Consider the following 25,503-nt stretch of genomic DNA (forward strand, 5'->3'; position numbering starts at 1 on the left):
GTCTTACGAGGGGAGGAGCTACCCCTGGAGTTCCGGTGCGATGCGGCGCAGCTTGGCGAGCAGCTCGTCCACCTCGCGTTCGGCGTCGGGGGAGAGCAGGTCCCGGGCGCTCATCCAGTCGTCGTCGAAGACGGTGTCCAGGTACTTCTCCCCACCGTCGTTGATCAGGGCGACCATAGTCGTCTCGGGCGCCAGCGAGGGCATCCGGGTCAGCGCCTCGTACACCACCCCGCCCGCCGAACCGCCGAGCATCAGCCCGGTGCGGCGGGCTACGGCACGCGCGGTGGCGAAGGCCTCGACGTCGCCGACCTTCACGCCCTCGTCGAGCAGCGAGTAGTCGACCATGGCGCCGATCGTCGCGCCCTCCGGGGTGCCGGTGCCCGACTGGTGGTAGTCGTGCGCGGGCGGTCCGAAGGCGATGGACCCCTTGGGTTCGACGCCGACGATCCGGACGCCGGGCACGGTGCGGCGCAGCTCGCCGCCGGTGCCGAACAACCCGCCGCCCGTTCCTACCGCGCCGATCAGGATGTCGATACGGCCGTCAAGCGCGGCGTCCAGCTCCCGGGCCACCGGGTGGTAACCGACCCCGTTGGCGAGGTTGTTGTGCTGCTCGGTGAAGTAGGCGTTGTCCGACTCGGCGGCCATCCGCTCCGCCAGCTCCTCGCGTGCCGCCGTGGCGAGATCCTCGTCGCCCTCGTCGGCCACGTAGACCAGCTCGGCGCCCATGGCCTTCATGGCGCGCAGCTTGTCCTTGGACGCGTGGTGGTCGACGACCGCGGTGAACGTGTAGCCGCGCTCGGCGGCGACCACCGCGAGGCCGAGTCCGGTGTTGCCTGAGGTGGACTCGATGATCCGGCCGCCGGGGCGCAGCAGTCCGCGTTCCTCGGCGTCGATGACCATCTGCCGGGCCATGCGTATCTTCGCCGTCCCGGTCGGGTTGAACTGCTCCAGCTTCAGCAGCAGCCGGACGTCGCTCTCCGTGCGGCACAGCTCGAACAGCGGGGTGGCGCCGATGAGTTCGGAGACCTGGCGGACGACGGGCGGGTGGTGCAGGGGGTCGGGGTCCGGGCGGTTCATGGCTGCAAACTCCCTACGGGTGGCGGTCTAGACGCCAGCGGGGGCGGACGGACGGGAAGGTGTGCGCGGGTGGCTCGATGACGACCTTGGGGGGCAGCGGCAGCTCGTGGAACGGGGACTCGTTGGAGTCCATCTGGTAGCCCGCTGTGTTCAGATACACGAGCAGGTCGCCGGTGGCCGGGCGAACGGGGAAGGGGATCTTGCGCCAGGTGAGCATGTCCGACTCCAGGCACGTCGCGGCGCCCACACAGGCCGGGTACGGGCCCGCGTCGGCGACGTCCGGCCGGCCGGCCGGCACGAGCACCGGGTCGGGCAGGAACTCGCTCTCGAACCACTGCTCGGAGAGGCTGAGGCTGCTGCCGTCCACGGTGAGGACGTCGTAGCCCTCGCGTTCCTTGACGCCCTGGACCCGGAACACGGTGCAGCCCGCCTGGTCCAGCAGCGCCCTGCCCGGCTCGACGAGCAGCGTCACGCCGGCCGCCCGCACGAGGTCGGCCAGACTCGACTCCTCACCCGCCGGGGTCGTCGCGAGCAGGGCGGCGAGGGCGTCCGCTCCGGCGACGGGGGAGTGGTACGGGTAGTAGCCGGAGAAGGTCTTGTGCTTGTGGAAGTGCTCGGGGCGGGTGCTCTCGTGGAAGCGGCGCCAGTCCTCCTCGCTCACGTAGTCCACCGCGAAGCCGCCGCCGACGCTGACCTGATCGGCCCGCAGCCCCAACGTACGGGCGTGAGCGCACAGCCGTACCGACTCGGCGGCGAGGTCGGCCCGTTCACGGATGTCGTAGCCGGAGAGGTGGAAGCTGAAGCCCGCCATGTCCACGTGCTCGTGCTCGCCACGGCAGCGGCGCAGGGCCGTCTCCATCTCGCCGTCGTCCAGGCCGAAGCGGCTGTGCGGCTGGCCGGGGGGAAGGCGGCGCAGCAACACCTGGGCGGTGCGGCCGAGTTCGGCGGCCAGGGCGAGGACGCGGTCCAGTTCGTCGAGGGCGTCCACGGCGACGAGCGCGCCGTGCAACACGGCGACCCGCAGCAGATGGTCGTCCTTGGCCGGGCCGGTGACGACCAGGTCCGCACCGCGCACCCCGGCCGCCAGCGCCTCGCGCAGCTCCCCGTGGCTCGCCACGTCCACACCCAGGCCCGCTACGGCCGCCCGCTCCACGAAGGCGGCGGCCTTGTTGGCCTTCTTGGCGTAGTACACCCGGCCGTCCACGCCCGCCTCGACGAACGCCTGCCGGAAAGCGACGCCGTTGGCGTCGAACCGCTGTGGGAACAGCACGTGGTACGGCCCACCCAAACCGTGCCCCAGTTCGTGGAGCAGGTCGCCGCCGGGCGGGGTGAGGAGCGCCCGCACCTCCTCGGTGGTGTGCGAGGTGAGGGCGGTCGTCACGTCCACAGCGGCACCGCCGTGCCCAGCCCCTGCGCGAGCGCGAGCTGTGCGAACCGGTGGCCGAGGGCGATGTCGGTGACGACGAGGCCGCTGTTGTACGCGAAGATCCGTTGCCCCGGGTCCGTTCGGCCCTCGGCGCGGCCCGCCAGCACCTCCGGGAACTCGGCGTGCACATCGCGGAGTTGACCGTCCTTGTCCGCCATGTCCGTACCGGTGACCCGCATCTGGGCCTCGCTGGTGGCGATGACCCGGTCGGCGGTGTGCAGGGTGGAGGGCGCGATGCCGTACCCGATCAGCACCGACAGGGCGGACGGCTTGAGCCACTCGGCCTCGACGGACGCGGGGGTGCCCGGTCCGGCGGTGGCCAGGACGACGTCCGCGTCCTCGGCGGCGGCTCGCAGGTCTGTCACCACCTCCACCTCCCGCTCGGGGAAGTAGGTGCGCAGCTGCTCGCGCACAGCCCGGATGCCGTCCGGGTGGGTCCCGAAGAGCATCAGCCGCTCCAGGTCCGGCAGGGTGGTCAGCAGAAACGGCAGAGCGAGCCGGCCCTGGGTGCCGGTGCCTATGACGAGAGCGCTGCGGCTGCCCGGCGCGGCGAGTTCCCGGGCCAGCAGCGCGGAGACCGCCGGGGTGCGCAGGGCGCCGATCCGGCCGCAGTCGAGCATCGCGACCGGCAGGCCCGTCTCGTCGTCGTACAACGTCAGCGTCGTGTAGTAGTGCTGCTTGTCGCGGTCCTCGTGGAGGCCGTACTTGTAGGAGGTCTTGATCGCGACGACCCCGCGCACCCCGTCCCGGCCGAGCATCGCGTACGCCACGGAGTGGCCGTCCTCGGGTTTCACGGTGAGCTTGCGCGGGTTGTCGGAGCGGCCGTCCGCCAGGGTGCGGTAGGCCTGCTCCACCACGGAGACCACATCGGGCAGCGTGATGTCGATGCCGGCCACGTCGCTGGTGCTGAGCACACGCAGGGTCTTGTCGTCGGGCGCCATGGCCGTCCCTCCAGGGTTGTCGATGCGGGTCATGCGTACGCCTCCACGGCGGTCTGGCCGTAGCCGTGCTCCGACTCCTCGGCGGGCGGTCTGGTACGGCGGCCCCGCACCCGCACGGAGGAACGTTTCAGCCAGCGGTCCGTGCCGTCGTAGCGGGCCTTGAAGGGCACCCGGCCGTGGACGACCAGATCGTTGTCCACCACCAGGACTTCGCCGGGGTTCAGGCTCACTGCGATGCTGACGCGGGCGAGTTCGTCCGCCAGGCGGGCGTAGGCCGCGCGGTGGTCCTCAGGTGCCTGGTCCAGCGGGGTGTAGGCGGGGTCGAAGCGCAGGGTCAGGCCCTCCTCCGATGCCCACAGGGTGGGGACGGCCGGGGGTTCGCCCGCGTAGCCCTGGGCCTCCTCGTAGGCGTCGTCGGGCAGGATCGGCAGGACCGGTCGGCTGAGCAGTTCCACTTCGGCGGCGTCGAGTTCGACGTGGCGGACGCTGGCCGCGGTGGTGGCGACCGAGTCGTGGTTGCGCATGCAGCCGAGGACCAGGAGGTGGGCCCGGCCGGGGTGGAAGGCGTCCTCGGTGTGCGGACTGAGCAGCACGCTGCTGCTGGCGCCGGTCTGCTCTTCCTCGTGGCCGGGCGACGGCACGATGTTGTGCACGAAACGGCCTTCCTGCTGGCCCTGCCAGGCGATGGGGGTGCCCATCACCGTGGAGAGCAGCAGCAGGACCACGTCGTATACGGCGCCGGAGTCGCCGGCGGTCGACCAGTGGCCGGGGGTGGGGCCGATCTCGGTGTCGTCGACGGGCAGGCCGCGCAGCACGAACAGGCCGTCGGCGGTGTCGACGGGGCGGCAGGCATGGCGTATTCCGTCGCTCAGCGAGGCGGCCGCGGAGGGGACTTCGGCCAGCAGGCCGGGGTGGGTGGGCGAGCCGCCGTACTCGGCGAGAAGGGCCCGGGCGGCGGCGGTCAGTTCGGCCACCGAGTGGGGATCAAGCAGGCGTACTGGTGCGGTTCCCGTGGGCATGGGTGATCTGTCCGTTCCAGTGCGGGAGTGCGGGCGGGGGCGCATGGCAGTGGTCGGCATGGAGAAGAAGGCCTTCCGGAGCGGGCAGCGTGATCGGGTGCAGCGCCGGGAAGCCCTGCGGAAACATAGCCAGCCCACAGATAGTAGGCAAGGCTTACCTAATTAAGATCTATGTCACGTGGGGGCGGTCTTGTCACGCGGGAGTCGCGCAAGGTAGGTAAGGCTAAGCAAATTCGGCCAACTGCGGGAAAATGAGGGACACGTGGAGCTGACGCGACGTCATATGCTCTGGCTCGGCGGCGCCATCGGCGCGGGAGCACTGCTCACCGCTTGCGGTGGCGGCGACGAGGAGCCGACGGGATCCACCACCGGCGGTTCGGCCAAGCCGGTCAAGGGCGGCACCCTGCGGGTCGGCGCGCTCGGTCGGGCCGGCGCCATCACCCGGGACCCCCACGGCACGCAGGCCAACGAGAGCGACTACCTGGTTCTGAGCCTGATCTACGACACCCTGAGCGTTCCCGGCGCCAAGCCCAACACCGAGCCCCGTCTCGCCGCGAGCTGGAAGGCCTCGGACGACCTCAAGACCTGGCGGTTCACGCTCGCCGAGGGTGCGAAGTTCCATGACGGTTCACCCGTCACCGCCGAGGATGTCGTCTTCTCGCTGAAGCGGCTGCGCGCCACCCCGGCCGGCGCCTCCCGGCTGCCCGGCATCCAGGAGAAGAACATCTCCGCCGAGGGCACCGACACCGTCGTCATCGTCTCCGACTACGCCAACGCCGAACTGCCACTGCTGCTCCGGCTCACCACCTTCGTCATCCCCAAGGGCACCACCGACAAGGACATAGCCAAGGCCCCCGGCACGGGCCCCTTCAAACTCGACTGGTTCCGCGGCGGCAACGCCCGCCTCGTCCGCAACGACGACTGGTACGGCGGCGAGGTGTACCTCGACGCCATCGAGGTCAAGATCTTCGAGAGCCCGCAGGCCATGGCGAGCGCCCTGCTCGCCGGCCAGATCGACCTCGCCTCCAACGTCGGCGCCGTCGCCGCCCGCACGGCCGAGAGCCGCAAGGACATCCAGACCGTCCGCCGCCCCAACGACATGGCGATGCCCATCGTCATGCGGACCGCCGACGGTCCCTTCGCCGACGCGAAGGTCCGCGAGGCACTGCGCCTGGCCGTCGACCGCGAGGCCATGGTCAAGCAGGTACTGTCCGGCTACGGCACCGTCGCCAACGACATCCTCGGCACCGGCGACCCGGCTTACGACAAGAGCATCCCGCAGCGCACCCGTGACCTCACCAAGGCCAAGGAACTGCTGAAGGAGGCCAAGTTCGACACCTCCAAGACGTACGAGCTGTACACCACCGAGGACATCTCCGGCCTCGCCGAGTCGGCCACCCTCTTCGCCACCCAGGTCCGCGAGGCCGGGGTGAAGGTGAAGGTCGTCAAGCAGGAGTCGGCCACCTTCTGGGACAAGACCTGGCTCAAGGGCGACCTCTACACCACCTACTGGGGCACCAACGACTCGGTGGTCTTCTTCGCCAGCAAGACCATGGTCTCCGACAGCGGCCAGAACGAGGCCGGCTGGAAGGACGAGGCCTTCGACACGGCGTACGAGAAGGCCATCGGCACCGCCGACGCGCGCGAGCGCACCGCGCTGCTGAAGGAACTCCAGAAGATCGAGTACGACAGCTCCGGCTATCTGCTGTGGGGCATGGCCGACGGCATCGACCTCGCCGGGGCCAAGGTCAGGGGGCTGCCCACGCTGCCCGGTTACGGCAGGGTCCAGCTCGAACAGGCGTGGCTGGCCCGTTGAACCCTGAGACAGCCGCGCCGGCCGGGCCCTCTCCCGTGGCGGAGAGGGCCCGGCCTGCCCGCGCTTCCCTCCTGCCGCTCGCCGCCCGGGTCGGTCTCGTCGTACTGAAGCGGGCGATGCTGCTCGCGGTGCTCCTGGCGCTGATCTTCGTCACGGTGGAGCTGCTCCCCGGCGACGCCGCCGACGCCACCTCCGAGCGCGGTGAGAGCGCCGCCGACACCGAGGCGCGACGGAAACTGCTCGGCCTCGACCGGCCGGTCCTGGAACGCTTCTGGGACTGGATGAGCGGCCTGCCCACCGGGGACCTGGGAGTGTCGGCGCGCGGCGAGAAGGTCACCGACCTGCTGTCGTCGGCCTTTCCCAACACCCTCCTCCTCGGCGGGCTCGCGTTGCTGCTGACCGCCGTGGTCTCCCTCGCCCTCGGCTGCTGGGCCGCGCTCCGGCCCGGCGGACGCTTCGACCGCGCGGTCTCCGGCACCGCCACCGCGGTCCTCGCCCTGCCCGAGTTCGTAGTCGCCGTCGCCCTGGTACTGGCGCTCTCGCTGTGGACCGGCTGGCTGCCCGCCGTCACCCTCACCGACGCCGACGGAACCCCCGCCGACTGGACCATGCTGATCCTGCCCGCGCTCGCCCTGACCATCCCGCAAGCCGGTTGGAACGTACGCATCGTGCGCGCCGCCCTCGCCGACGAGGCCCGCGCCCCGCACGTGGAGACCGCAGTCCTCGACGGCCTCCCGCCGCACCGCGTCCTCACCCACCACGTCCTGCCCGGTGCCCTGCCCACCATCGCCGCCGGCCTCGCCACCTCCACCGGCATGCTCCTCGGCGGCGCGGTCGTGGTCGAAACCATCTTCAACTACCCCGGCATCGGCTCGGTCCTGGCCTCCGCCGTGACCGACCGCGACAGCCCCGTCATCGCAGGCGTGACGGCCCTGTCGGGTGCGGTCATCACGGGCGTACTGCTGCTGGCCGATCTGGTACGGGACGCGATGGCAGGAGCACGCCGATGAGCCCCCGCACACGGGCGATCGCCCTGCGCGTGCTGCCCGCTCTACTGCTGGTCTGTCTCGCCCTTGCCGGGCCCTTGCTGGCCCCGCATCCCGTCGACGCCCCGGTCACCGCCCCGTTCGCGGAACCCGGAGGGGACGCCCCGCTCGGCGGTGACCAACTGGGCCGGGACGTGCTGAGCAGGCTGCTGGCCGGTGGGCGTGAACTCGTCCTCTCCTCGCTGCTCGTCGCGGTGCTGGTCACCGGCAGCGCCGCGGTCCTCGGTACGATCGGCGCCCTGCGTCCTGGGGTCGGACGCCTGGTGGAACGGGTGGCCGACGTGCTGATGCTGCTGCCCGCCGTGCTCGGCATCCTGCTCGTCACCCTGTCCTGGCCGGACGGCGGCCGGTTCGCCGTGATCGCCGCCGCCGTCGTCCTCGGCGTGCCGTACGCGGTGCGGCTCGCGGCCGGCGCGGCGGCCCCCGTGGCCGTCTCCGGCTATGTCGAGGCCGCGGCGGCGGGCGGCGAACGGCTGTGGCACCTCGTGCTGCGCGAAATCCTGCCCAACCTGCGTGCCACCCTCCTCGCCCTCTTCGGCCTGCGCTTCGTCGCCGCCGTGTACCTGGTTGCCACCGCAGGCTTCCTCCAGGTCGGGCCCCAGCCCCCCGCCGCCGACTGGGCGCTGATGATCCGCGAGAACTCCGCCGGCATTCTCCTCAACCCCTGGTCCGTCGTCGCTCCCAGCCTTGCCATCGGCCTCCTCGCCCTCTGCGTCAACCTCGCGGCGGCGGCCCTCGCCCCCCAGACCGGCCGGAAGGCGGTGACCGTCCTGTGATCCACACACCCGACCGGTACCGGAAGGACGACTCACCCGCGCCCGCCGCCACCCCGGCGGCTCAGGTCACCGACCTCACCGTGGCCGCCCACGACGGGCGGATCCTGCTCCAGAAGGCTCGGTTCACCTTGTGGCCGGGCCGGTTGGTGGCCCTGACCGGCCCCTCCGGCTCGGGCAAGACCACGCTGCTGCGCGCCCTCACCGGACTCCTGCCGCCCGGCACCGAGCGCACGTCCGGACGTGTGGAAGTCCTCGGCCACGACGTGTTCGCCCTGTCCGAACGGGAGCTGCGCGCCCTGCGCCGCGAGCGGCTCGCCTACGTCGGCCAGGACCCCGGCTCGGGGCTGAACCCCCGTATGCGCGTCCGCTCCCTCCTGCGCGAACTCGCCGACGACCGGGCCGCGGTACGGGCACTTCTCGCCGAGGTGCGGCTCCCGGACGACGGCAGCCTCGCCGCGCGCCGGCCGGCGGCCCTGTCCGGCGGACAGCAGCGCCGCGTGGCCCTCGCCCGTGCCTTGGCCCGCCGCCCCCAAGTCCTCCTCCTCGACGAGCCGACCGCCGGTCTGCACCCCGAACTCCGTGACGACATCGGCGAGTTCTTGCGCCACCTCGCCCGTGAGCACCAGATGGCCGTCGCACTCTCCTGCCACGACCCCGAACTCGTCGAGCGGATCGCGGACGAGGTGGTGGAACTCGGCCCGCCGCAGATCCCTCGGCCACGTATGCCCCGCTCGAACGACGCCCCGCTCGAGCCCGGGCCGCACGGGATCGGGGGCGCGGACGTACCCGCGCTCGACGTGCGCGATCTCCGAGTCACCTTCGGCCGGCACTCGGACGCCGCCGCGCTGGACGGCGTCACTGTGAATGTCTCCCCCGGATCGGCGACCGGCATCGTCGGCGCCTCGGGCTCCGGAAAGACCACCCTCGTGCGCGCCGTGGTCGGGCTGCAACCCGTCACCGCCGGCACGATCCGCCTCGACGGGGTGCCGCTGAGCACCGGCCTGCGCGGCCGCAGCCGCGAACAGCGCCGCCGCGTCCAGTTGGTCACGCAGAACCCGCTCGGCGCGCTCAACCCCAGCCGCACGATCGGCGCCGCGATCGGCAGGCCGCTTCGGCTCCACCGACGGTGCGCGTCCGGTGAGGTGCCGGCCCGGGTGGCGGAACTGCTCGAGAAGGTGGGGCTGCCGGCCGAATTCGCCTCCCGCTACCCGCACGAACTGTCCGGCGGGCAGCGTCAGCGGGTGGCCATCGCACGCGCACTGGCGGCCGATCCAGACGTGCTGATCTGCGACGAGGTGACCTCGGCACTGGACTCCACCACCGCCGAGTCGATCATGGACTTGCTGGCCCGGCTGCGACAGGAACGCGGCACCGCCCTCGTCCTCATCAGCCACGACCTCCCGCTCATCGCCGACCGCACCGAAACAATCACCGTCCTCGACGCGGGCCGCACCGTCGAGTCCGGCCCCACAGCAACCGTCTTCACCGCTCCGAGCCATGCGGCGACCCGGGCGCTCCTGCGGACACCGGCGGGGAGGACGTGACGTACTCGGCTTCTCTCCGGGTGGACGTCCCAGCCTTCGATGACGGCTGCGACGGCTGTCGGTTGGGTGGCCGCGGATGTGGGGGCGGTCGGTGAGTGGAGCTACTCGGACTCTTCCCGCGGCAGAGCGCGGCTGTTGATCGCGTCCGCGATGGCGCAGGCGGTGCGGACGAAGGACTCCGCCTGCTGAGCCGACAGGTTCCGCGCGGAGGCCTCCTCCAGAGCCCGCCACATGACTGCCAGGGGCTCGCGCAGGGCACGGCCCTCGTCGGTGAGGTGGACGACCACGACCCGCCGGTCGTGCTCGGCCGGCTCGCGGGTGATCGTGTCCTCCGTCGGCACCGCTCCGGCCTGCGGCAGCGTGGCACCGGCAGGTGCTGCCTGTGCCACCGCTCTCAGTCCGAACGCCGTTCCGCGGAACGTTCGGGTGACAGCCGTTCGTCCCGCGGCTCGGCGAAATCCGGTGCCCGTACCGGCCGGAGCCGGGAGGCGTCCACGGTGAACCCACGGCATCGAGTTCGCCGACCTCGACGCCGACCGGACGACGAGGCGTCAGAACGCGTGCCCCGCAAGCGTGGACGCGGTCACGTGGGTCCCGCCGCGGCCGGAGTGGCCCCGAGTCGGCGCTGGCGGTGGGTGTACGCGGTGACGGCCTGCCAGAGGTCGCGGCGGTCCGTGTCGGGCCAGAGCTCCGGGGTGAAGTGGAGCTCGGCGTAGGCCGTGTGCCAGGGCAGGAAGTTGGACGTGCGCTGCTCGCTGCCGGTGCGCCAGAGCAGGTCCACGTCCGGCATGTCCGGGTGGGGCAGGTGCCGGGCGAAGTCGTCCTCGGAGATCAGGTCCGGATCCAGGTGACCGGCCCGGACCCGGCGGGCCAGGGCGGCAGCGGTACGGGTGATCTCGTCGCGGCCGCCGTAGTCGATGCACATCGTCACCGTCAGGCCGGTGCGGGAACGCGTGGTGCGCTCCCGCAGGTGGAGGAGATCCACCAGGTCGGGGGGCAGTCGGCCGGCGCGGCCGTGCCAGCGCAGGCGGACGTCGAGGTCCTGGAAGGGGTTGTCGGCCACTTCGTCGCGCAGGAGGCCGAGGATCGCCTCGACCTCTTCGGTGTCCCGGCTCCAGTTCTCGGTGGAGAAGGTGTAGAGCGTCAGGTGGCGCAGGCCGATCTCCAGGGCGCCGTGGACCACCTCGCGGACGGCCGCCGCTCCGGCGCGGTGGCCCTCGTGCCGGGGCAGGCCCCGCTGCTGGGCCCAGCGGCCGTTGCCATCCATGATCACAGCCACGTGGGTCGGCAGGTGTGCGGCCGGGACGGACGGTGGCTGCACGCCGGTGGGATGCGGGGGCGGGCGGCGGAAAGCCGTCGCGGCCGGTGCTTGGGCGGGCGCGGCGGGCGGGTGGGCGGAGGGGTCCTGTGGGGACGGGACCGTGAGGGGGGTCAGGGTCCAGGCCAGCGTCGCGCGGGTGCGGGCCGGGGCGAGGATGCGGGCCCGGGCGAGGAGCGGGGGGCGGGGTGCCTTGCGCAGGACGGCCGGGCCCGCCGCGTCGACGGCGTCGAGCTGGGCGAGGAGGAGGGCCGACATGGTGTGCAGGACCGTGGCGGGGCCGGGGTGCATGCCGCGGGTGAGGCCGGGCTGGTCGACCCACTGGCGGGCCAGAGCCGTCAGGTGCGTGACCAGGGCGGCGACGGCGGGGCTCCAGCGGCGGTGCGTCAGGTCCTCGGCGGCCCCGGGGTGCCGGTCGAGGGCCTCGTCGGGCAGGAGGAGGTCGCCCTGGGCGAGGTCGGCGGACAGGTCGGTGAGGATGTCGGTGAGCCGGACGCCGTCGAGGAACTCCTCGTACGTCTCCCGGGTGTCCATGCGGAGTGCCACGGGAACGCCTGCCCGGTCGAAGATCGTCCGGACCTGGCCGAACCACGGCAGCAGGTTGTCCCGGCCCCAGGTGCGCCACTCGGTCCAGTCGGTGAAGCGTCGGCCGCGGGTGTCGTCCTGGACCTGGGCCATGGCGGCCTGCAGTTCGGACAGGTCCAGGCGCCAGCGGGTCGCGGTGTCCACCAGGGCGCGGCGGATCGGGTCCGGGCTGGTGCCGGTGGGCAGTTCACGGTGCAGGGCGGTGATCCAGGCGGCGACCCGGGCGGCCCGTTCCGCGGCCGGGGCGGTGCGGTCGTCGCCCAGGTCGTCGAGGGCGTTGGCGGCGGCCCACAGGGCGTGCAGGGCCGGGCGCAGGAGGGCGGGGGCCAGCTGGATCAGGGCGTACTCCGCCGGGTCCTGGTTCTTCGTTCGGCGCCGGCACAGTCGGTAGGCCGCCCGCAGGGCCGGGTCGGCAGACACATCGCTCACAACCAGGACACTACGTCCCCGGTGCGCGGCGGCCGATGCAGGTGGGCCGGGGCCGCGCCGCCGCGATCGGCCCGCCTGCCGGCTGACCCGCGTCGACGCGCCGACCGCTGCGGGCGGGCATCCCTCATGACGTCCCCTTCCGTGTGTCGACGGTTGCTCTCCTACGACGTGCTGTTGTCGTCTTCCGTGTCCGTCTCGTCCCGGTCGCCTTCCGCCTGGGAGGGGGTGGGAGTGGGGGGCGTGTCCTGGTCGTCCTCGCGGTCGCCTTCGGCCTGGGACGGAGTGTGTTCGCTCATGGGTGTCTCTCCTCACGCCGTCGCGGGCTGCCGGGTACCCCGGTGGGCTCGGAAGGACCGGCCCTGCGCGCGGTACCACCGGGACGCCGGCATCACGGGCCGGGGCGGTCTCCACCGGGTCACCGCCGTGGTACACGAGCGAGAGGCGAGGTGCGGGTCGGCGGGGGTGTGGGCGGTGCCTGGCGGGCCCGTCGCCCACAGGATCGGACCACGGGGTCTCAACCCTGACGGCGCCTCGCTACAGCCCGCTGCAACGCCGTGCGCAGCTCGGCCGGCGGTGCCGGCCCGTCCGCCTCCGCGCTCACCGTCACCGCCGCCGCCACGTCCCGCAGCTTGGTGTTCGACAGCTGGGACGTCTCCCGCAGGATGTGCCACGCCTCGTCGGACGTGCAGCCGTGGGTCGCCATGAGGATGCCCCGGGCCTGGTCGATGACCGGGCGGGAGGCGATGGCGTGGCGGAGCTGCTCGACCTCCTCCTGGAGGACGTGCAGGCACTCCGCGCGCTCCAGGGCGACCGCCGAGGTCGCGGAAGCCGGCGGCGGTGCCGGGGCGGTGGTGACCGGGCCGGCCAGCGGGTCGGTCGTGTCCAGGCCCGCCAGCTCCAGGATCCGCCGCGGCTGGCCGTTCCAGTTCGTGGTCGTGACCGTCAGCGACCGCTGCCTGCCGTGATCCCCCAGGACCTCCAGGAACTGCAGCCCGGCCGTGTCCATGAAGTGCACGCCCCCCATGTCCAGGTCGACCCGCGCGACCGTGGACGGCAGGTCGGCCAGGGTTTTGGCCAGAGTCTCCGCGCAGCCGTGGACGAGCTCACCTCGCGGGGTGAGCTCGGCGCGATCCGCGTCCACGCGGCCACTGATGACCAGGGTGTCCAGCCCTCCTGTGAGATGTGATGATGCCGCTGAGGTCATGTCACCGCCTTGTCGGTCCTCGTCGGTCGTGTTCGTCTCGCCGGGACTGCACGACGTCACTCGCCCCCGTGAACGTCGGTGTGAGGTGCGCCTGCCCGCCGCACGGCGTACTACACACGGTTCGAGGGAATGAGCTTGTCGCGTACGGGTACGAGCGCAGTGGTCCAGGAGCGTGGGGAGAGGGGCGTGAACACACAGCGGCGGCTGTCGGGGGCCGGGTCCCAGGGTCCCGTGACGGGCCTGGCAGTATTTCCGCTGGCCGGGCGGCAGGGGGTCCGGGCGGCGGGCGAAGTCGGTCTCACGACACGTGCGATCTGGGAAGGCGTACTGGCAGAGGCCGTTCGTGAAGGTGAGGACGTGTACTACCTGGAGCTGTCCGATGTGACGTTCGTCGACGTCGCGGGCGCCGGTGCGCTCGCGGCCGCCGCCGGCCAGCTCCGGGGCGGCCGGCGGTTCGTGGTGCGCCGGCCGCCGGCGGCCCTGCGGCGGACGCTGGACCTGCTGTGGCCCGACCAGGAAGGGATCGAGGTGTGCACGTGACCGACGCCGTGACCGAGCCCTTCGTGCATCCCGCGCTCTTCTACCGGGACGAGCAGGAGTACCTCGACAGCACCGTGCCCTTCGTGTTCGACGGCCTGGAGGCCGGCGAGCCGGTGGCGGTCGCCGTGCCCGGCAAGAACCTCGCCCTGATCCGCGACGCCCTGGGCGACGCCGCCGGGAGCGTGCGGCTCCTGGACATGCGTGAGGCCGGACGCAACCCGGGGCGGATCATCCCCGGCGTGCTGCGCGCCTTCGCCGACGCCCAGCCGGCCGGCCGCCGGGTGCGGATCATCGGCGAGCCGATCTGGGCCGGGCGCTCCGACACCGAGTACCCCGCCTGCGTCCAGCACGAGGCGCTCATCAACGCCGCCTTCCGGGGCCGCCCGGCGACCATCCTGTGCCCCTACGACGTCGGGCGGCTGCCCGATCACATGGTCGCCGACGCGTACGCGACGCACCCCACCGTCATCGTCCCGGGCTCCCGGGCGGAGCGGGACAGCGAGGCGTACGCGCCCGAGGACGTCGTCACCCGCTACAACGAGCCACTGGCGCCCGTGGAGGGCGCACTGACGTTCGCCTTCGACTCCGACTCGCTTCCCCAGGCCCGGCACGCGGCCGTCGGGGAGGGCTCCCGGCTCGGTCTCACCGGTGTCAGGCTGGACGACCTGGCCCTGGCCACGGCCGAGCTCACCACGAACAGCGTGGTGCACGGCGGCGGTTCCGGTGTGCTGCGGGTGTGGCCCGAGGACGGGTACGTGGTGTGCGAGGTGCGCGACGAGGGGCACCTCGCGGACGTCCTGGCCGGGCGCCGGCCCGTGCCCCGCGACCAGCGCGGCGGGCGCGGGCTGCTGCTGGTCAACCTGATCGCGGACCTGGTGCGGGTGCACCGGGGTGACGGCGGGACGACCGTGCGCTGCTGGTTCGCCCGCTGAGGCCCCGGCACCGGATCACCGCCCGGCTCCCCCTCACGCCCCCAGCGGGTCCAGTGCCAGCGGTTCGATCCGGCCCTCCAGCATCGCGCCGAGGCCCTGCACGGCACACACGTCCGGACGTTCGGCGATGTGCACCGGCATGCCCGTCGCCTGCCGCAGCATCTGGTCGAGGCCCGGCAGCAGCGCGCTGCCGCCGACCATCATGATCCCCCGGTCGGCGAGGTCGGCGACCAGGTCCGGCGGGCAGGCCCGCAGGACCTTGCCGATACCGTCGAGGACCGCGGTGAGCGGCGTCTGGATGGCGTCCCGCACGGCGGCGGTGTCGACCTGGACGGAGCGGGCCAGGCCCGTGGCGACGTCCCGGCCGTGGATCTCCGTCGAGGCCGGACCGTGCGGGGTGAGGCCGTTGCCCGCCAGGGCGAGCTGCAGCGGCCGTACCGACTGGCTCGGCAGCATCAGCTCGTGCTCGTGACGCAGGTGCTGCACGATCGCCTGGTCGACGGCCTCGCCGCCCACCGGGATGCGCTCGGCGGTGACGATCGAGCCGAGGGACAGCACGGCCACCTGCGTGGCCGCCGCCCCGCACACCATGATCATGGTGGCCTCGGGCTGCTCCACGGGCAGTCCGCAGCCGACGGCGGCGGCGATCAGCGTGTCGACGAGTTCCACCCGGCGGGCGCCGAGGCCGACGAGGGTCTCGATCGCGGCGCGCTGGGCGAGCGGGTCGGCGTCGTGCGGGGTGCAGGCCGCGGCGCGCAGGATCGGCTTGCGGCGCAGAGCGCGGCGCATCTTGTCGCCGAGCAGGTGCCGCAGCATGCGCTGCGCCATCTCGATGTCGACGACGGTGCCGCCGGAGACCGGCCGGACCACCCGGATGAAGTGGGGGGTGCGGCCCGTCATCTTCTCCGCGAGCTCGCCGACCGCGATCAGCGCTCCGGTGCGGGTGTTCACGGCGGCGGCGGAGGGCTGGTCGACGACGAGGCCGGCGCCCTTGACGTAGACGCGGGTGCGGGCCGCGCCCAGGTCGACGGCGAAGTGGCAGCGGCGCAACTGCTCCAGACTGGCGGTCATGGCAGGTCCTCCCGAGAGCGCAGACCGTGGGGGGCCGCCAGGCGGCGGGCCTCGCGGACATCGGGCCGCCGGGTGGCGCCCCTCCTTCGCATCGTGCGGGGGAGGGTCCCGGGCCGCCTTTCTGAGGGGGCCGGCCGGGGCGCCGCCGAACGGGGGGTTCATGCCCCGTCACAGGGACCGTCCTTCCCGCGCGTCGGGCATCCCCGTGGTGACGGACGGACTTGATGTCGTGTGGGTCATCCACCGAACTCACGGTCCGACGGTCCCCCGGATCACCCCCAGCTCCACCAGATCCTGCGGCCGGATGCGGAGCTGGTCCGCCGTCGTCTCCACCTCGCGCGGCGGCCGTTTGAGGATCGCCGCCGCGAGCTCCGGGGCGATCACCGAGAAGTAGCTGTCGGGCGTGGCCCACGTGTTGCCGGGCGCGGCCAGGGCCAGTGCGCCCCCGGAGCCGCCCTCGCCGATGACCAGCGTGGTGACCGGGGTGCGGGCGGCCGCCACCGCGCCGAACAGGTCGGCGATCGCCGCGCCCGCTCCCTGCCGCTCCGCCTCGGCGTCGTTGGCGGCGCCCGGGGTGTCCACCAGGGTCAGGACCGGGATGCCGAGCTGGTCCGCCAGGCGGATCAGCCGGGCCGCCGTGCGGTACCCGGCGGGGCGGGTCGCGGTCCCGGTCTGCGCGGCGTACGCGATCGTCCGGCCCGCGTGTTCGCCGAAGCCGCACAGCATGCCGTCCGGGTCCGCGCCGCCGCAACGGTCGCCGCTGATCGCGACCCGGTGGGTGAAGTAGGCGTCCAAGTAGGCGACGGCACGTGGGCGCAGGGGTGAGCGGGCGCGCCGGACGGCGTCCCAGCCTGTGGCGGGCAACACCGCGGTGTCGCCGAGTGCTTCGAACGGCGGGGCGGGCGTGCCGGACGGGCACGTCAGCAGCCGCAGCCACCGCGCGAGCGCCTCGCGCAGCTCCTCCGGCCGGACGACCGCGTCCGCCGCGCCCGCCGCGACCTGCGCCTCCGCCGTGTACGCCGCCGGGTCCGCGTCCGCGGGCCGCACCCGCGAACCGGCGAAGCCGACCTGTGCCCCGGGCAGCGCCAGGACCACGTCGGCGCCCGCGCCCAGGGTGGCCCAGCCGCCCCCGGTGGTCGGGTCCCGCAGGACGGCGACCTGGGCGAGCCCGGCCTCCCGGGTGAGCACCGACTGGCGTGACACCCGCTGGAGTTGGGTCAGCGCAAGCATGCCCTCCTGCATCCGGCTGCCGCCCGTGGCGACCAGCGGCACGATCGGGAGGCGCCGCTCCCGGGCGTACGCGTACGCCGCCTCCAGCCGGTCGCCGGTGCGCTCGCCCAGGGAGCCGCCGAGGAAGCCGAACTCGAACGCGATCAGCACGGTCCGGGTGCCGCCGACGCGGGCGGTGCCGCAGACCACGGACTCCTGCTCGCCGGTGCGTTCGGCGGCACGGGCGCGGGAGGCGTCGTAGCCGGGCCAGGCGAGCGGGCCGTCGGGCCTCGAGCTCCCTATGGAACCGGGGAGTTCGGCGAAGGTGGAGTCGTCGGTGAGGGCCGTGACGACGTCGCGGGCGGAGAGGCGCTCAGCCATGGGTCAGCGCCCGCTTCATGATCTTCCCCATGTCGTTGCGGGGCAGGGCGTCGAGGTGGTGGACGACCCGGGGGCGCTTGTGCGGCGCGAGGCGCTGGGCCACGTGGTCGGCCAACTCTTCCAGAGGCGGGGGTGCGTGGGGATCGGCCGGCACGATCCACGCCACGATCCGCTCGCCCAGGTCCGGGTCCGGCTCCCCGGTGACCGCCGCCTCCCGCACCCCCGGGTGTTCCAGGAGCGCGTTCTCGATCTCACCGGCCCCGATCTTGTAGCCGCCGCTCTTGATCAGGTCCGTGGCCTTGCGGCCGACGATCCGGACATAGCCGTCGGGGTCGCGCACCGCCATGTCGCCGGTGCGGAACCAGCCGTCGGCGGTGAAGGCGGCGGCGGTGGCGTCGGGGCGGTTCAGGTATTCGGTGAACAGGTTCGGGCCGCGCACCTGGATCTCGCCCACGGTCTCCCCGTCGTGGGCGGTGACCTCCGAGCCGTCCTCCTCCACCAGCCGCAGCTCCACACCCGGCAGCGGCACACCGACCGTGCCCGGGCGCGCCTCGCCGTCGGCACGGACGCTGGTGTTCATCAGCGTCTCCGTCATGCCGTACCGCTCGATCACCCGTCGCCCGGTCGCCGTCGCGATCCGGCCGTGGTCGTGCACGGGCAGCGCGGCGGAACCGGAGACCAGCAGCCGCGCCCTGGTCAGCGCTTTCACCAGGTCCGGGTCGCTCGTCACGGCCTCGGCGATCCGGTGGTACATCGTCGGCACGCCGAACAGCATGGTCGCGCCGGAGTTCAGCTCGCGGGCGACGCCCTGCGTGCTGAACCGGCCCAGGTGCCGCACCGGCCCGCCGCGCCGCAGGGGACCGAGGATGCCCAGGACCAGGCCGTGCACATGGAACAGCGGCAGCCCGTGCACGAGAACGTCGTCGCCGGTCCACTGCCAGGCGTCGGCCAGCGCGTCGAGGGTGGACGCGACAGCCCGGCGCGGGATGACCGCGCCCTTGGGCGGGCCGGTGGTGCCGGAGGTGTAGACGATCAGGGCCGGGGCGGCTTCGTCGGCGTGGTCCTCGGGGGCGGGGCCGGTGGCGTGGACGTCGACGTCCACGCGGGTGAGGTTCCGCAAGGGCGCGGGGAGTCGGTCGTCCGGGGCCGTGAGCACCAGGTCGGGTGCGCTGTCGGACAGGATGTGCCCGAGCTCCTTCTCGCCGGACTTCGGGTTGAGCGGCACGGCGGGCACACCGGCCAGCAGCGCGGCGACGACGGCGACGGCTGTCTCCATCGTGGGCGTCGCCCAGACGGCGACCCGCGCGGCCCCGCCGATGCGGCCCGTGAGCGCTCCGGCCGCGGCGGCGAGTTCTCCGTACGTCAGCGAGCGCTCGCCGAACCGCAGGGCGGGCCGGTCGGAAGGGCCGCCGGTCAGGGCCGGGAAGAGAGAGGTCACGCGTCACGTCTCCTTAGCTGTTCGCCTGTCCACGGGGCAACGGCCGGCTGCCCCCCGCAGGGGACGAGCATCACCAGCCGTGCCACCGCCGGCACGACCGCCACCACGATCCCTCCGTACACCATCGGCTGCCGGAAGAAACGCTCTCGGTCGCCGATCGCACCGATCTCTCCCCGTTCCGAACCGAACGGCCGGCCGCGCCGCGGTCCGAGGCGAGCCCACCCCTCACACGCGTGGACACCCCTGCGGTTCTCCGCGCCTAGACGCCCACGCGGTCCGCGGTCTCCACCACGTACGCCACCACACAGCTGACGTTGTCCGGACCGCCGGCCGCGTTCGCCGCACCGACCAGGGACCGGACCGTCTCGTCGGGGGATGCCGGAGCGGTGAGGAGGTCCCGGATGCGGTCCTCGGGGACCACGCCCGACAGGCCGTCGGAGCACAGGAGATAACGGTCGCCGGAGCGGGCCTCGTGGAGGCGGAGGTCGGGGGCCGCGGGGGACCCGGTTCCGGTCAGCGCCTTCAGGAGCAGGGCGCGCTGGGGGTGGGACGTGGCCTCCTCGGCGGTCAGGCGGCCCTCGTCGATCATCGACTGGACCATCGTGTGGTCGTGGGTGATGCGGAGCAGTTCGCCGTCGCGCAGCACATACGCCCGGGAGTCGCCGATGTGCACCAGGGCCAGCCGGGAACCCGTCCACAGCAGGGCGGTCAGGGTCGTGCCGATGTCGTCTGCGCCGTCGGCCACGTCCCGGACGGCCTGCTCGGCGCCCCGTACCGCGTCCTCCAGGAGATTGAGGACCCCGCCGGCCGGGATCTCGTCCGTGTCCAGGAAGCGCAGGGCCCCCACGGCGGTGCTGCTCGCGGGCGCGCCCGCCGGTCCGAAGCCGTCGGCCACGGCGAGCAGCCGCGTGCCCGCGTAGGCGGTGTCCTGGTTGGCGGGGCGCACGCGGCCGGTGTCCGAGTGTGCGGAGTAGCGCAGTTCCAGCATGGCGGTGTCCTCTCCGGGCCCTGGCGGGTCCGTCGTCAGGTGATCGACCAGGAACGCGGCGAGGTCCCGCCGGACCGCCGTCTCCGCCTCGATCCGTGCCCAGTAGGCGCGGATCTCGCGGGCGGCGGCCGACGAGTCGCGGTCGTACAGGAGGCGCACCCGGCGGATCTCGGCCAGCGGCATGCCCAGCCGCCGCAGCCAGGCCACCAGCCGGGCTTGCTCCAGCTGGGCGGGCGCGTAGTACCGGTAACCGGTGTCCGGGTCCACCCGGGCGGGCCGCAGCAGGTCCAGCTCGTCGTACAGGCGCAGTGCCTTCGGCGAGAGGCGGCACGTCTTCGCGAACGCGCCGATCGTGAGCATGCCCATACGTCCCCTTGCGGTCCCGCGCTCCTCGCGCTCGTCCGTTCCGCCACCGATACTGGGGCTTCACCGAAGGTGAAGGTCAAACGGGGTGTCGTGGTTCCTGAAGGGATTGTTAGCCTGCGGCGGGAATCCGATCGATCGTCCGTACGAGGATGGAGTCGCCCGTGGCCGGCACCCCGCGCATCGCGCTCGTCACCTACGACCCCGGTGGCGGGGAGCACAAGGACCGGGACCTGCCGGTGCTGGTGGAGGCGCTGCGGGAGGCCGGGGCCGACGCCTGTGCCGTCCCCTGGGACGACCCGGCGGCGGACTGGGCCGGGTTCGATCTCGCCCTCCTGCGCTCCACCTGGGACTACAGTTGGCGGGCCGGGGAGTTCACGGCGTGGGCCGAGCGGTGCGCGAAGGCGACCCGGCTCGCCAATCCGGTCGGTGTCGTGCGGTGGAACGCCGACAAGAGGTACCTCGGGCAGCTCGCCGAGGCCGAAGTCCCCGCAGTTCCCACCCGGTACTTCGCGCCCGGTGAGCCCCTGGAGCTGCCCGCCGACCACGAGTACGTCGTGAAGCCCACCTCGGGGGCCGGCGCCCGGTACGCCGGCCGCCACCCGGCCGGGGAGCGGGACGCCGCCGTACGGCAGGTCGAGCGCATGCACGCCGAGGGGTTCACCGTGATGGTGCAGCCCTATCTGACCAGCATCGACACCCAGGGCGAGCGGGCCTTGCAGTTCTTCGGCGGGCGGCTGCTGCACGCCAGTGTCAAGGGCGCCGTCCTCGCGCCGGGCACGCCGTACGACGCGGACAAGGTCGCCCACCCCGACCTGCGGCGCTGGGAGCCGACGGCCGCCGAACTGGCCGTCGCCGAGCGGGCACTGGCCGCCGTACCCGGACAGCCGGAGCTGCTCTACGCGCGCGTGGACCTGGTCACCGGGCCGGACGGGGAGCCGTGCGTGATGGAACTGGAGCTGATCGAGCCGAACCTCTTCCTGGATCTGCACCCGGACTCCGTGCCAGCGGTCGTGCGGGCGGTGCTGGCAGCCGCCGGCTGATCACGAGGGGTGGGGCACACCGTCCCGGCGAAGAACGCCCGGTCGGCGAAGACCCGGAGTGCCCGGGCCGACTCACGTATCCGGGCGAACTACTGGCGAATATCCCCCACTTGGCGCAAAGTCGCGAGGTACGGTCGTCGCCGACACCGTCGAGCCGCACGCCGTCGAGCCACACGCTGGAGTGGGCATGGGGAGCAGCTTTCGCTACTGGGCCGAGCGCGTCGTCCTGGGCCTGACCGCCACCGTCGGCATCGCCGTCACACTCGCCGACCAGGTGGACCTGCTCGACGGTCTAGCCGCCGACACCGTCCCGAAGCTCACGCTGCTGACCCTCAGCACGGTGACGCTGTTCCTGCTGTTCGAGATCGACCGGCTGAAGGCACTCGACAACATCAACACCCAGCTGTCCAAGCTGGACATCGACGCCCTCGCCCGCGACCTCCAGCACGACCGCTACGGCGGTGTGGTGCGCGTGCACCGGCGCTTTCCCGAGGAGGCGTTCGAGGGCTTCCTGAACGGAGCCGGCCGCGAGGTCACCATCCTGCAGACGTGGATCCCGAACGTGCACCGGTTCGAGTCGGCACTGAAACAAGCCATCGTCGACCGCCGGGTCCGGGTGCGGGTCCTGCTGCTGCACCCGTCCTCGCCGGTCGCGGACCTGCGCAACGAGGCCCTGCGCGGTCTGCGCGACCCGGCCCTGGAGGAAGACGTCCAGGCGGGCGTCGCCCGCTGCCTGTCGACCTTCGCCTCCCTCTTCCAGAGCGTGCGGGACGACGACCGGGGGCGGCTGCAGGTGCGCGTGTACCAGGCGCTGCCGTCGATCGCCGTGTACAAGGCCGACGAGCACTACCTGGTCAGCTCCTTCCTGCACGGCCGGCTCGCCATCGACTCCACCCAGCTGGAGATCGAGGGCAGCGGCACCGTGATGGGCCAGGAGATCCAGCAGGAACTGGACACGCTGTGGCGCATCGGCCGCGATGTGGATCTGGACGACTGGCGCAGGTCGGTCGACACGAACCAGTGACCCGTGGAAGGGGTACGCACATGAGAGACCTCGACGCGTTCGAGGACGCGCTGATCGACCGGTTCCGGCAGCACCCCGTGCTGGCGAACGCCGGGCGACTGGCGGACACCGACTTCGCCGCGCTGCTGCTCCAGCGCCGCTTCGTGTCCCTGGCCTTCACGCCCTCCTACGACCTGGCCATCGACCTGCTGTCCGACGAGGCGGGTCTGCGGATCGCCCGGGCCATCCTGCGCGAGGAGTACCCGGACGGCCGCGGCCACACCCGCTCGCACCGCGAGGACATGAAGGACGACCTGCTCCAACTGGGCGTCAGCCGAGCCGAGCTGGTCGCTTCCCGGCCGACGGGGGCCACCCGGCGGGCCATCGAGGACGCCTTCGCGCTGATCGCCGACGCGGGCGGCCACGACGACGCCGACCTGCGGCTGCTCACGTTCCTGCGGTTCTGGGGCGAGGTCCTGGTGTCCGTCGAGTACGAGTGCCTGTGGCAGCGCATGGCACCCGTACTGGCCGGAGACGGCGGCAACCGCTCCCGCTTCTACTACCCGCACTACGTCCACGACGCCAAGGCCCACCCCCTGACCGCCGTCTCCCTGCTGTCGGCCACCCACTCCGACCGCCTGGCCACCCGCATCAGCGAACTCCTCGCCCGGCACGGCTCCGCCGACGCCTTCCGGGAGACCGAGGAGCGGGCCCTGCACCTCAAGGACGCCTTCTACGACCAGTTCCTCCCGGCCCTCGACCGGGTCGGAGCCCCTTAGGGGCCCTTGCACTGTGCCCGCCCGGGTCGCTCATAGTGCAAGGACCCCTCAGTCCTGAGTGCCGGTGACGGCCACCCGCTGCAGCAGCCCCCAGGTGAACTCGGCGACGGCCTCCCGCCGCACGCCCTGCGCGTCCGGTGCGGTGAACGCCAGCCCCCACCGGGTCGGAGCCGTGCCCTCCAGGGGACGGGCCGGGGCGAAGGCGCGGGCCGCCTCGTCGACCGTGCAGGACCAGGGGGTGAGATCGTCCAGGGTGCGCAGGCCGGGGCCCTCGGTGCCGGGGGCGCGGACCAGCCACTCGTTCCACACCGCGCGGTTCGGGGCGGTCAGCACCTCGAAGCGCAGGTCCGGCCAGAGGGGCAGGGGCCAGTGCAGGGCCTCGCAGTCGAGGTCGCCGATCCGACGGGGCGTACGGGACTCCGGGTCGCCGAGGATCGAACGGTACCGGGAGAGGGGCGGACGGGAGCGCGGGGAGCGGACCATCGCCTGCCAGCGCTTGTTGGCCTCGCGCATGTCGGCGATCGACACCCCCAGCTCATGCCGGGCGTCCTCCACCAGGCCGGGGTTGTGGTCGGCCATGCGGCGCAGCAGCACCAGCTGGAATTCGAGCGGTGTGAAGGGGCTAGCGGGGCGTTTTCCGGAGGGCATGGGAACCATCGTCGCCCACCGGTGCCGTGCCGGGGCGGCGGCCGTCGGGCAAGAACAGCACCGAGTTGACGTACCGCGGACCCCTGAGGACGGAGGAGGGCAGGACGCGGCGGAGCAGGCCGTGGGAGACGACGTACGAGGCAGCTGCCTGATGGTCCTCCAGAGGGAACTTCGCCAGCGGGACCCAGGTGTCGCCGGGCAGGACCCAGCCGTCGTAGCCCAGCAGGGACAGGTACGTCACCACCGGCGCGATCGGCTGGATGCGGGACTCCAGCTCCACGAACAGCGCCGGCCGGTCGCGGGCCAGCAGGCCCGTCGCGCCGCGCAGCACCGCCGGCTCGTTGCCGTCCACGTCGATCTTGATGAAGCCGACGTTCCGCAGGCCCAGCTCGTCGAGCGTGACGCAGGGGACCTCCAGCGCCCGGCCGTGGATGTCGCGCCGGACCAGCGAGGACACACCGCGGTCGCCGGAGTCGTCCGACGGCAGCCACAGGCGGGCGATGCCCGGGCGGTCCGAGGCCGCCGCACGGATCACGCGTACGTTCGGCGGGGCCGCGGCGGTCAGCAGCCGGGCCAGGCGGGGCACCGGCTCGATCGCCACGACGTGCTCGGCCCGGCCGGACAGCCGGTGCGTCCAGGGCCCGTACCAGCCGCCGACGTCCACCGCCGTACCGCAGTCCGGCGGGCACAGCTCGGCGAGGCGGGCCAGCTCCGGTTCGAACCGGGGGTAGAGCGCCCGGGCCGTCGCGGCCACCAGGCGGGGCGGCAGGAACGGTGCGAGACGGGCTGCCAGGCTGGTCACGGTGCCATCCTCTTGAGGAGTTCCTCGTGCTCGTCGTCCGGCACCTGCTCGCCCGAGGACGGCAGCAGCTGCGGGATGCCGTCCACGATCGGGTAACGGCGGTGCAGGCGCGGGTTGTACAGCGCCTCCTCCTGCCCGGCCTCCTCGGCCAGCAGATGCAGCGGGCCCTTGTCGAGCGGGCAGGCCAGGATCTTCAGCAGCGGGTCGTCGGGCTTCACGGGGATGTCAACTCCTTGGCTGGTGCGGGGGGCTGGGGAGCGGAGTCGTGTTTCGGCATGGTCAGCAGGACGGCGACGGCCAGGGCCGTGCCCGCCACCCGCAGCGCGAGCCGCAGCGGATCGTGCGGCAGCGCCTCGCCGAACGACAGGGTGCCGAGCACCGCCGTGAACAGGCTGGTCACGGTCGTGCACACCGGCACGATCAGCGAGGCCCGGCAGCGCTGCAGTGCCGCCTGCGACATCACCAGGCCGAACACGCCGGTGAACAGCAGCAGATACGGATAGGGGGAGCTCAGCAAATCCAGGACCGCGTCGCCGATCCCGCTGGTCGTCAGATGGCTGGAGACGCCCTTGATGGCCAGCGAGCTGACGCCGTAGAGCAGGCCCACGGCCACGCCGTACTCGACGCCGGTCGTCGGGCGCCGGTGCCGGTTGCGGGCGCGCCGCTCCGCGGAGCCGTACAGCCACACCCCGGCCGCCAGTGACGGCACGCACACCAGCAGGACCAGCCGGTGGGGCGCGTCCTGGCTGACGGTGTCCGAGCCCTCGCGCAGCGACAGCACCACCATCAGCAGTGCGAGCAGGATCGCGCCCAGGGCGTACCGCTCCCGGCCGGACGTCTCCTCGCCCAGCAGCCGCGCCGACAGCAGGACCAGCAGCACCAGGCCGGAGACGAAGATGCCCTGGGCGGCGGCGATCGGCAGGGTGCGGTAGACGACGAGCTGCGCCGCGAAACCGGCGGCGAGGGCGAGCGAGCCGCCGATCCACAGGGGGCTGCCGAGGACGAGGCGCAGCAGACGGGCCGGCTGCCGGATGCTCACCTCGGGAAGCGAGGTGAGTGCCCGTTTCTCCAGCACGAAGCCCAGGCTGTACAGGGTGTTCGCCAGCAGGGCCGCGGCCACTCCCC

General features: G+C 72.8%; 25 protein-coding genes. 9 read left to right on the forward strand and 16 right to left on the reverse strand.

What is annotated here, in order from left to right; genetic code table 11:
• Nucleotides 1-18: 18 nt before the first annotated feature.
• Genes ACWD1U_RS05450 through ACWD1U_RS05465 form a run of 4 tightly spaced genes read right to left on the reverse strand, consistent with a single transcriptional unit; the run spans nucleotide 19 to nucleotide 4,463 of the window.
• Nucleotides 19-1,077 carry a cysteine synthase family protein gene (locus ACWD1U_RS05450; RefSeq protein WP_451104634.1) on the reverse strand — a complete coding sequence of 353 codons (1,059 nt, stop codon included), beginning with the start codon at nucleotides 1,075-1,077 and terminating at the stop codon, nucleotides 19-21.
• Nucleotides 1,078-1,090: 13 nt separating this feature from the next.
• The gene (locus tag ACWD1U_RS05455; RefSeq protein ID WP_451105022.1) at nucleotides 1,091-2,458 is read right to left on the reverse strand and encodes an alanine racemase; all 1,368 of its coding nucleotides are present in this window, start codon (nucleotides 2,456-2,458) and stop codon (nucleotides 1,091-1,093) included.
• Nucleotides 2,455-3,477, reverse strand: a complete 1,023-nt coding sequence (locus ACWD1U_RS05460) for an ornithine cyclodeaminase family protein (RefSeq protein ID WP_451104636.1) — start codon at nucleotides 3,475-3,477, stop codon at nucleotides 2,455-2,457. Before ACWD1U_RS05460 ends, ACWD1U_RS05455 begins: the two co-directional genes overlap by 4 nt.
• Complete coding sequence (locus ACWD1U_RS05465) at nucleotides 3,474-4,463, reverse strand: TauD/TfdA family dioxygenase (RefSeq protein WP_451104638.1); 990 nt, start codon at nucleotides 4,461-4,463, stop codon at nucleotides 3,474-3,476. The genes ACWD1U_RS05460 and ACWD1U_RS05465 overlap by 4 nt, the downstream gene beginning before the upstream one ends.
• Nucleotides 4,464-4,746: 283 nt before the next feature.
• On the opposite strand from ACWD1U_RS05465, the gene ACWD1U_RS05470 reads away from it, so the two are divergent.
• From ACWD1U_RS05470 to ACWD1U_RS05485, 4 genes are read left to right on the forward strand one after another with little or no spacing between them, the layout of a single operon-like run.
• Nucleotides 4,747-6,279 carry an ABC transporter substrate-binding protein gene (locus tag ACWD1U_RS05470; RefSeq protein ID WP_451105024.1) on the forward strand — a complete coding sequence of 511 codons (1,533 nt, stop codon included), beginning with the start codon at nucleotides 4,747-4,749 and terminating at the stop codon, nucleotides 6,277-6,279.
• The gene (locus tag ACWD1U_RS05475; RefSeq protein ID WP_451104640.1) at nucleotides 6,264-7,289 is read left to right on the forward strand and encodes an ABC transporter permease; all 1,026 of its coding nucleotides are present in this window, start codon (nucleotides 6,264-6,266) and stop codon (nucleotides 7,287-7,289) included. The genes ACWD1U_RS05470 and ACWD1U_RS05475 overlap by 16 nt, the downstream gene beginning before the upstream one ends.
• Complete coding sequence (locus ACWD1U_RS05480; protein WP_451104642.1) at nucleotides 7,286-8,101, forward strand: ABC transporter permease; 816 nt, start codon at nucleotides 7,286-7,288, stop codon at nucleotides 8,099-8,101. Before ACWD1U_RS05475 ends, ACWD1U_RS05480 begins: the two co-directional genes overlap by 4 nt.
• Complete coding sequence (locus tag ACWD1U_RS05485; RefSeq protein ID WP_451104644.1) at nucleotides 8,098-9,645, forward strand: ABC transporter ATP-binding protein; 1,548 nt, start codon at nucleotides 8,098-8,100, stop codon at nucleotides 9,643-9,645. The genes ACWD1U_RS05480 and ACWD1U_RS05485 overlap by 4 nt, the downstream gene beginning before the upstream one ends.
• A gap of 101 nt (nucleotides 9,646-9,746) precedes the next feature.
• Here ACWD1U_RS05485 and ACWD1U_RS05490 read toward each other — a convergent pair whose 3' ends face one another.
• The 4 genes from ACWD1U_RS05490 to ACWD1U_RS05505 all read right to left on the reverse strand — a co-directional run bounded on the left by ACWD1U_RS05490 (nucleotide 9,747) and on the right by ACWD1U_RS05505 (nucleotide 13,181).
• Entirely contained in the window at nucleotides 9,747-10,034 is a 288-nt protein-coding gene (locus tag ACWD1U_RS05490; protein WP_451104646.1) for a MarR family winged helix-turn-helix transcriptional regulator, read from the reverse strand.
• 194 nt (nucleotides 10,035-10,228) lie between these two features.
• The gene (gene uppS, locus ACWD1U_RS05495) at nucleotides 10,229-11,977 is read right to left on the reverse strand and encodes a polyprenyl diphosphate synthase (RefSeq protein ID WP_451104647.1); all 1,749 of its coding nucleotides are present in this window, start codon (nucleotides 11,975-11,977) and stop codon (nucleotides 10,229-10,231) included.
• 161 nt (nucleotides 11,978-12,138) lie between these two features.
• Entirely contained in the window at nucleotides 12,139-12,273 is a 135-nt protein-coding gene (locus ACWD1U_RS05500) for a hypothetical protein (RefSeq protein WP_451104649.1), read from the reverse strand.
• Nucleotides 12,274-12,491: 218 nt separating this feature from the next.
• Nucleotides 12,492-13,181, reverse strand: coding sequence for an ANTAR domain-containing protein (locus tag ACWD1U_RS05505; RefSeq protein WP_451104650.1), 690 nt, complete (start codon nucleotides 13,179-13,181; stop codon nucleotides 12,492-12,494).
• A gap of 186 nt (nucleotides 13,182-13,367) precedes the next feature.
• Here ACWD1U_RS05505 and ACWD1U_RS05510 point away from each other — a divergent pair, with 186 nt between their 5' ends.
• Nucleotides 13,368-13,721, forward strand: a complete 354-nt coding sequence (locus ACWD1U_RS05510; protein ID WP_451104652.1) for an STAS domain-containing protein — start codon at nucleotides 13,368-13,370, stop codon at nucleotides 13,719-13,721.
• The gene (locus ACWD1U_RS05515; protein ID WP_451104654.1) at nucleotides 13,718-14,653 is read left to right on the forward strand and encodes an anti-sigma factor RsbA family regulatory protein; all 936 of its coding nucleotides are present in this window, start codon (nucleotides 13,718-13,720) and stop codon (nucleotides 14,651-14,653) included. The genes ACWD1U_RS05510 and ACWD1U_RS05515 overlap by 4 nt, the downstream gene beginning before the upstream one ends.
• Nucleotides 14,654-14,686: 33 nt before the next feature.
• Here the strand turns inward: ACWD1U_RS05515 and ACWD1U_RS05520 are convergent, their stop codons facing one another.
• The 4 genes from ACWD1U_RS05520 to ACWD1U_RS05535 all read right to left on the reverse strand — a co-directional run bounded on the left by ACWD1U_RS05520 (nucleotide 14,687) and on the right by ACWD1U_RS05535 (nucleotide 20,106).
• Nucleotides 14,687-15,724: a rod shape-determining protein gene (locus ACWD1U_RS05520; protein WP_451104656.1), complete on the reverse strand. Its 1,038-nt coding sequence runs from the start codon at nucleotides 15,722-15,724 to the stop codon at nucleotides 14,687-14,689.
• A 249-nt stretch (nucleotides 15,725-15,973) separates the two neighbouring features.
• Nucleotides 15,974-17,314 (reverse strand): carboxyl transferase domain-containing protein, encoded by a 1,341-nt coding sequence (locus ACWD1U_RS05525; protein ID WP_451104658.1) that lies wholly within the window; start codon nucleotides 17,312-17,314, stop codon nucleotides 15,974-15,976.
• Nucleotides 17,307-18,752 (reverse strand): acyl-CoA synthetase, encoded by a 1,446-nt coding sequence (locus ACWD1U_RS05530; protein ID WP_451104660.1) that lies wholly within the window; start codon nucleotides 18,750-18,752, stop codon nucleotides 17,307-17,309. The genes ACWD1U_RS05525 and ACWD1U_RS05530 overlap by 8 nt, the downstream gene beginning before the upstream one ends.
• 259 nt (nucleotides 18,753-19,011) lie before the next feature.
• Complete coding sequence (locus tag ACWD1U_RS05535; RefSeq protein WP_451104662.1) at nucleotides 19,012-20,106, reverse strand: MerR family transcriptional regulator; 1,095 nt, start codon at nucleotides 20,104-20,106, stop codon at nucleotides 19,012-19,014.
• Nucleotides 20,107-20,255: 149 nt separating this feature from the next.
• On the opposite strand from ACWD1U_RS05535, the gene ACWD1U_RS05540 reads away from it, so the two are divergent.
• The 3 genes from ACWD1U_RS05540 (at nucleotide 20,256) to ACWD1U_RS05550 (ending at nucleotide 22,928) form a co-directional block, all read left to right on the forward strand.
• Nucleotides 20,256-21,146, forward strand: coding sequence for an ATP-grasp domain-containing protein (locus ACWD1U_RS05540; protein ID WP_451104664.1), 891 nt, complete (start codon nucleotides 20,256-20,258; stop codon nucleotides 21,144-21,146).
• Between the two features lie 187 nt (nucleotides 21,147-21,333).
• A complete protein-coding gene (locus ACWD1U_RS05545) occupies nucleotides 21,334-22,170 on the forward strand; it encodes a hypothetical protein (protein ID WP_451104666.1) in 837 nt (278 codons plus the stop codon).
• A gap of 20 nt (nucleotides 22,171-22,190) precedes the next feature.
• Nucleotides 22,191-22,928 carry a hypothetical protein gene (locus ACWD1U_RS05550; protein ID WP_451104667.1) on the forward strand — a complete coding sequence of 246 codons (738 nt, stop codon included), beginning with the start codon at nucleotides 22,191-22,193 and terminating at the stop codon, nucleotides 22,926-22,928.
• Nucleotides 22,929-22,976: 48 nt separating this feature from the next.
• Here ACWD1U_RS05550 and ACWD1U_RS05555 read toward each other — a convergent pair whose 3' ends face one another.
• The 4 genes from ACWD1U_RS05555 to ACWD1U_RS05570 are packed head-to-tail and all read right to left on the reverse strand — an operon-like array spanning nucleotide 22,977 to nucleotide 25,498.
• On the reverse strand, nucleotides 22,977-23,585 hold the full coding sequence (locus ACWD1U_RS05555; RefSeq protein WP_451104669.1) for a hypothetical protein: 609 nt from the start codon (nucleotides 23,583-23,585) through the stop codon (nucleotides 22,977-22,979).
• Nucleotides 23,551-24,378 (reverse strand): FkbM family methyltransferase, encoded by an 828-nt coding sequence (locus tag ACWD1U_RS05560; protein WP_451104671.1) that lies wholly within the window; start codon nucleotides 24,376-24,378, stop codon nucleotides 23,551-23,553. The genes ACWD1U_RS05555 and ACWD1U_RS05560 overlap by 35 nt, the downstream gene beginning before the upstream one ends.
• Nucleotides 24,375-24,596, reverse strand: coding sequence for a Trm112 family protein (locus ACWD1U_RS05565; protein ID WP_451104673.1), 222 nt, complete (start codon nucleotides 24,594-24,596; stop codon nucleotides 24,375-24,377). Before ACWD1U_RS05565 ends, ACWD1U_RS05560 begins: the two co-directional genes overlap by 4 nt.
• Nucleotides 24,593-25,498, reverse strand: a complete 906-nt coding sequence (locus ACWD1U_RS05570) for a hypothetical protein (protein ID WP_451105026.1) — start codon at nucleotides 25,496-25,498, stop codon at nucleotides 24,593-24,595. The genes ACWD1U_RS05565 and ACWD1U_RS05570 overlap by 4 nt, the downstream gene beginning before the upstream one ends.
• Nucleotides 25,499-25,503: the final 5 nt, after the last annotated feature.

Source organism: Streptomyces sp. NPDC002788, from assembly GCF_053592115.1.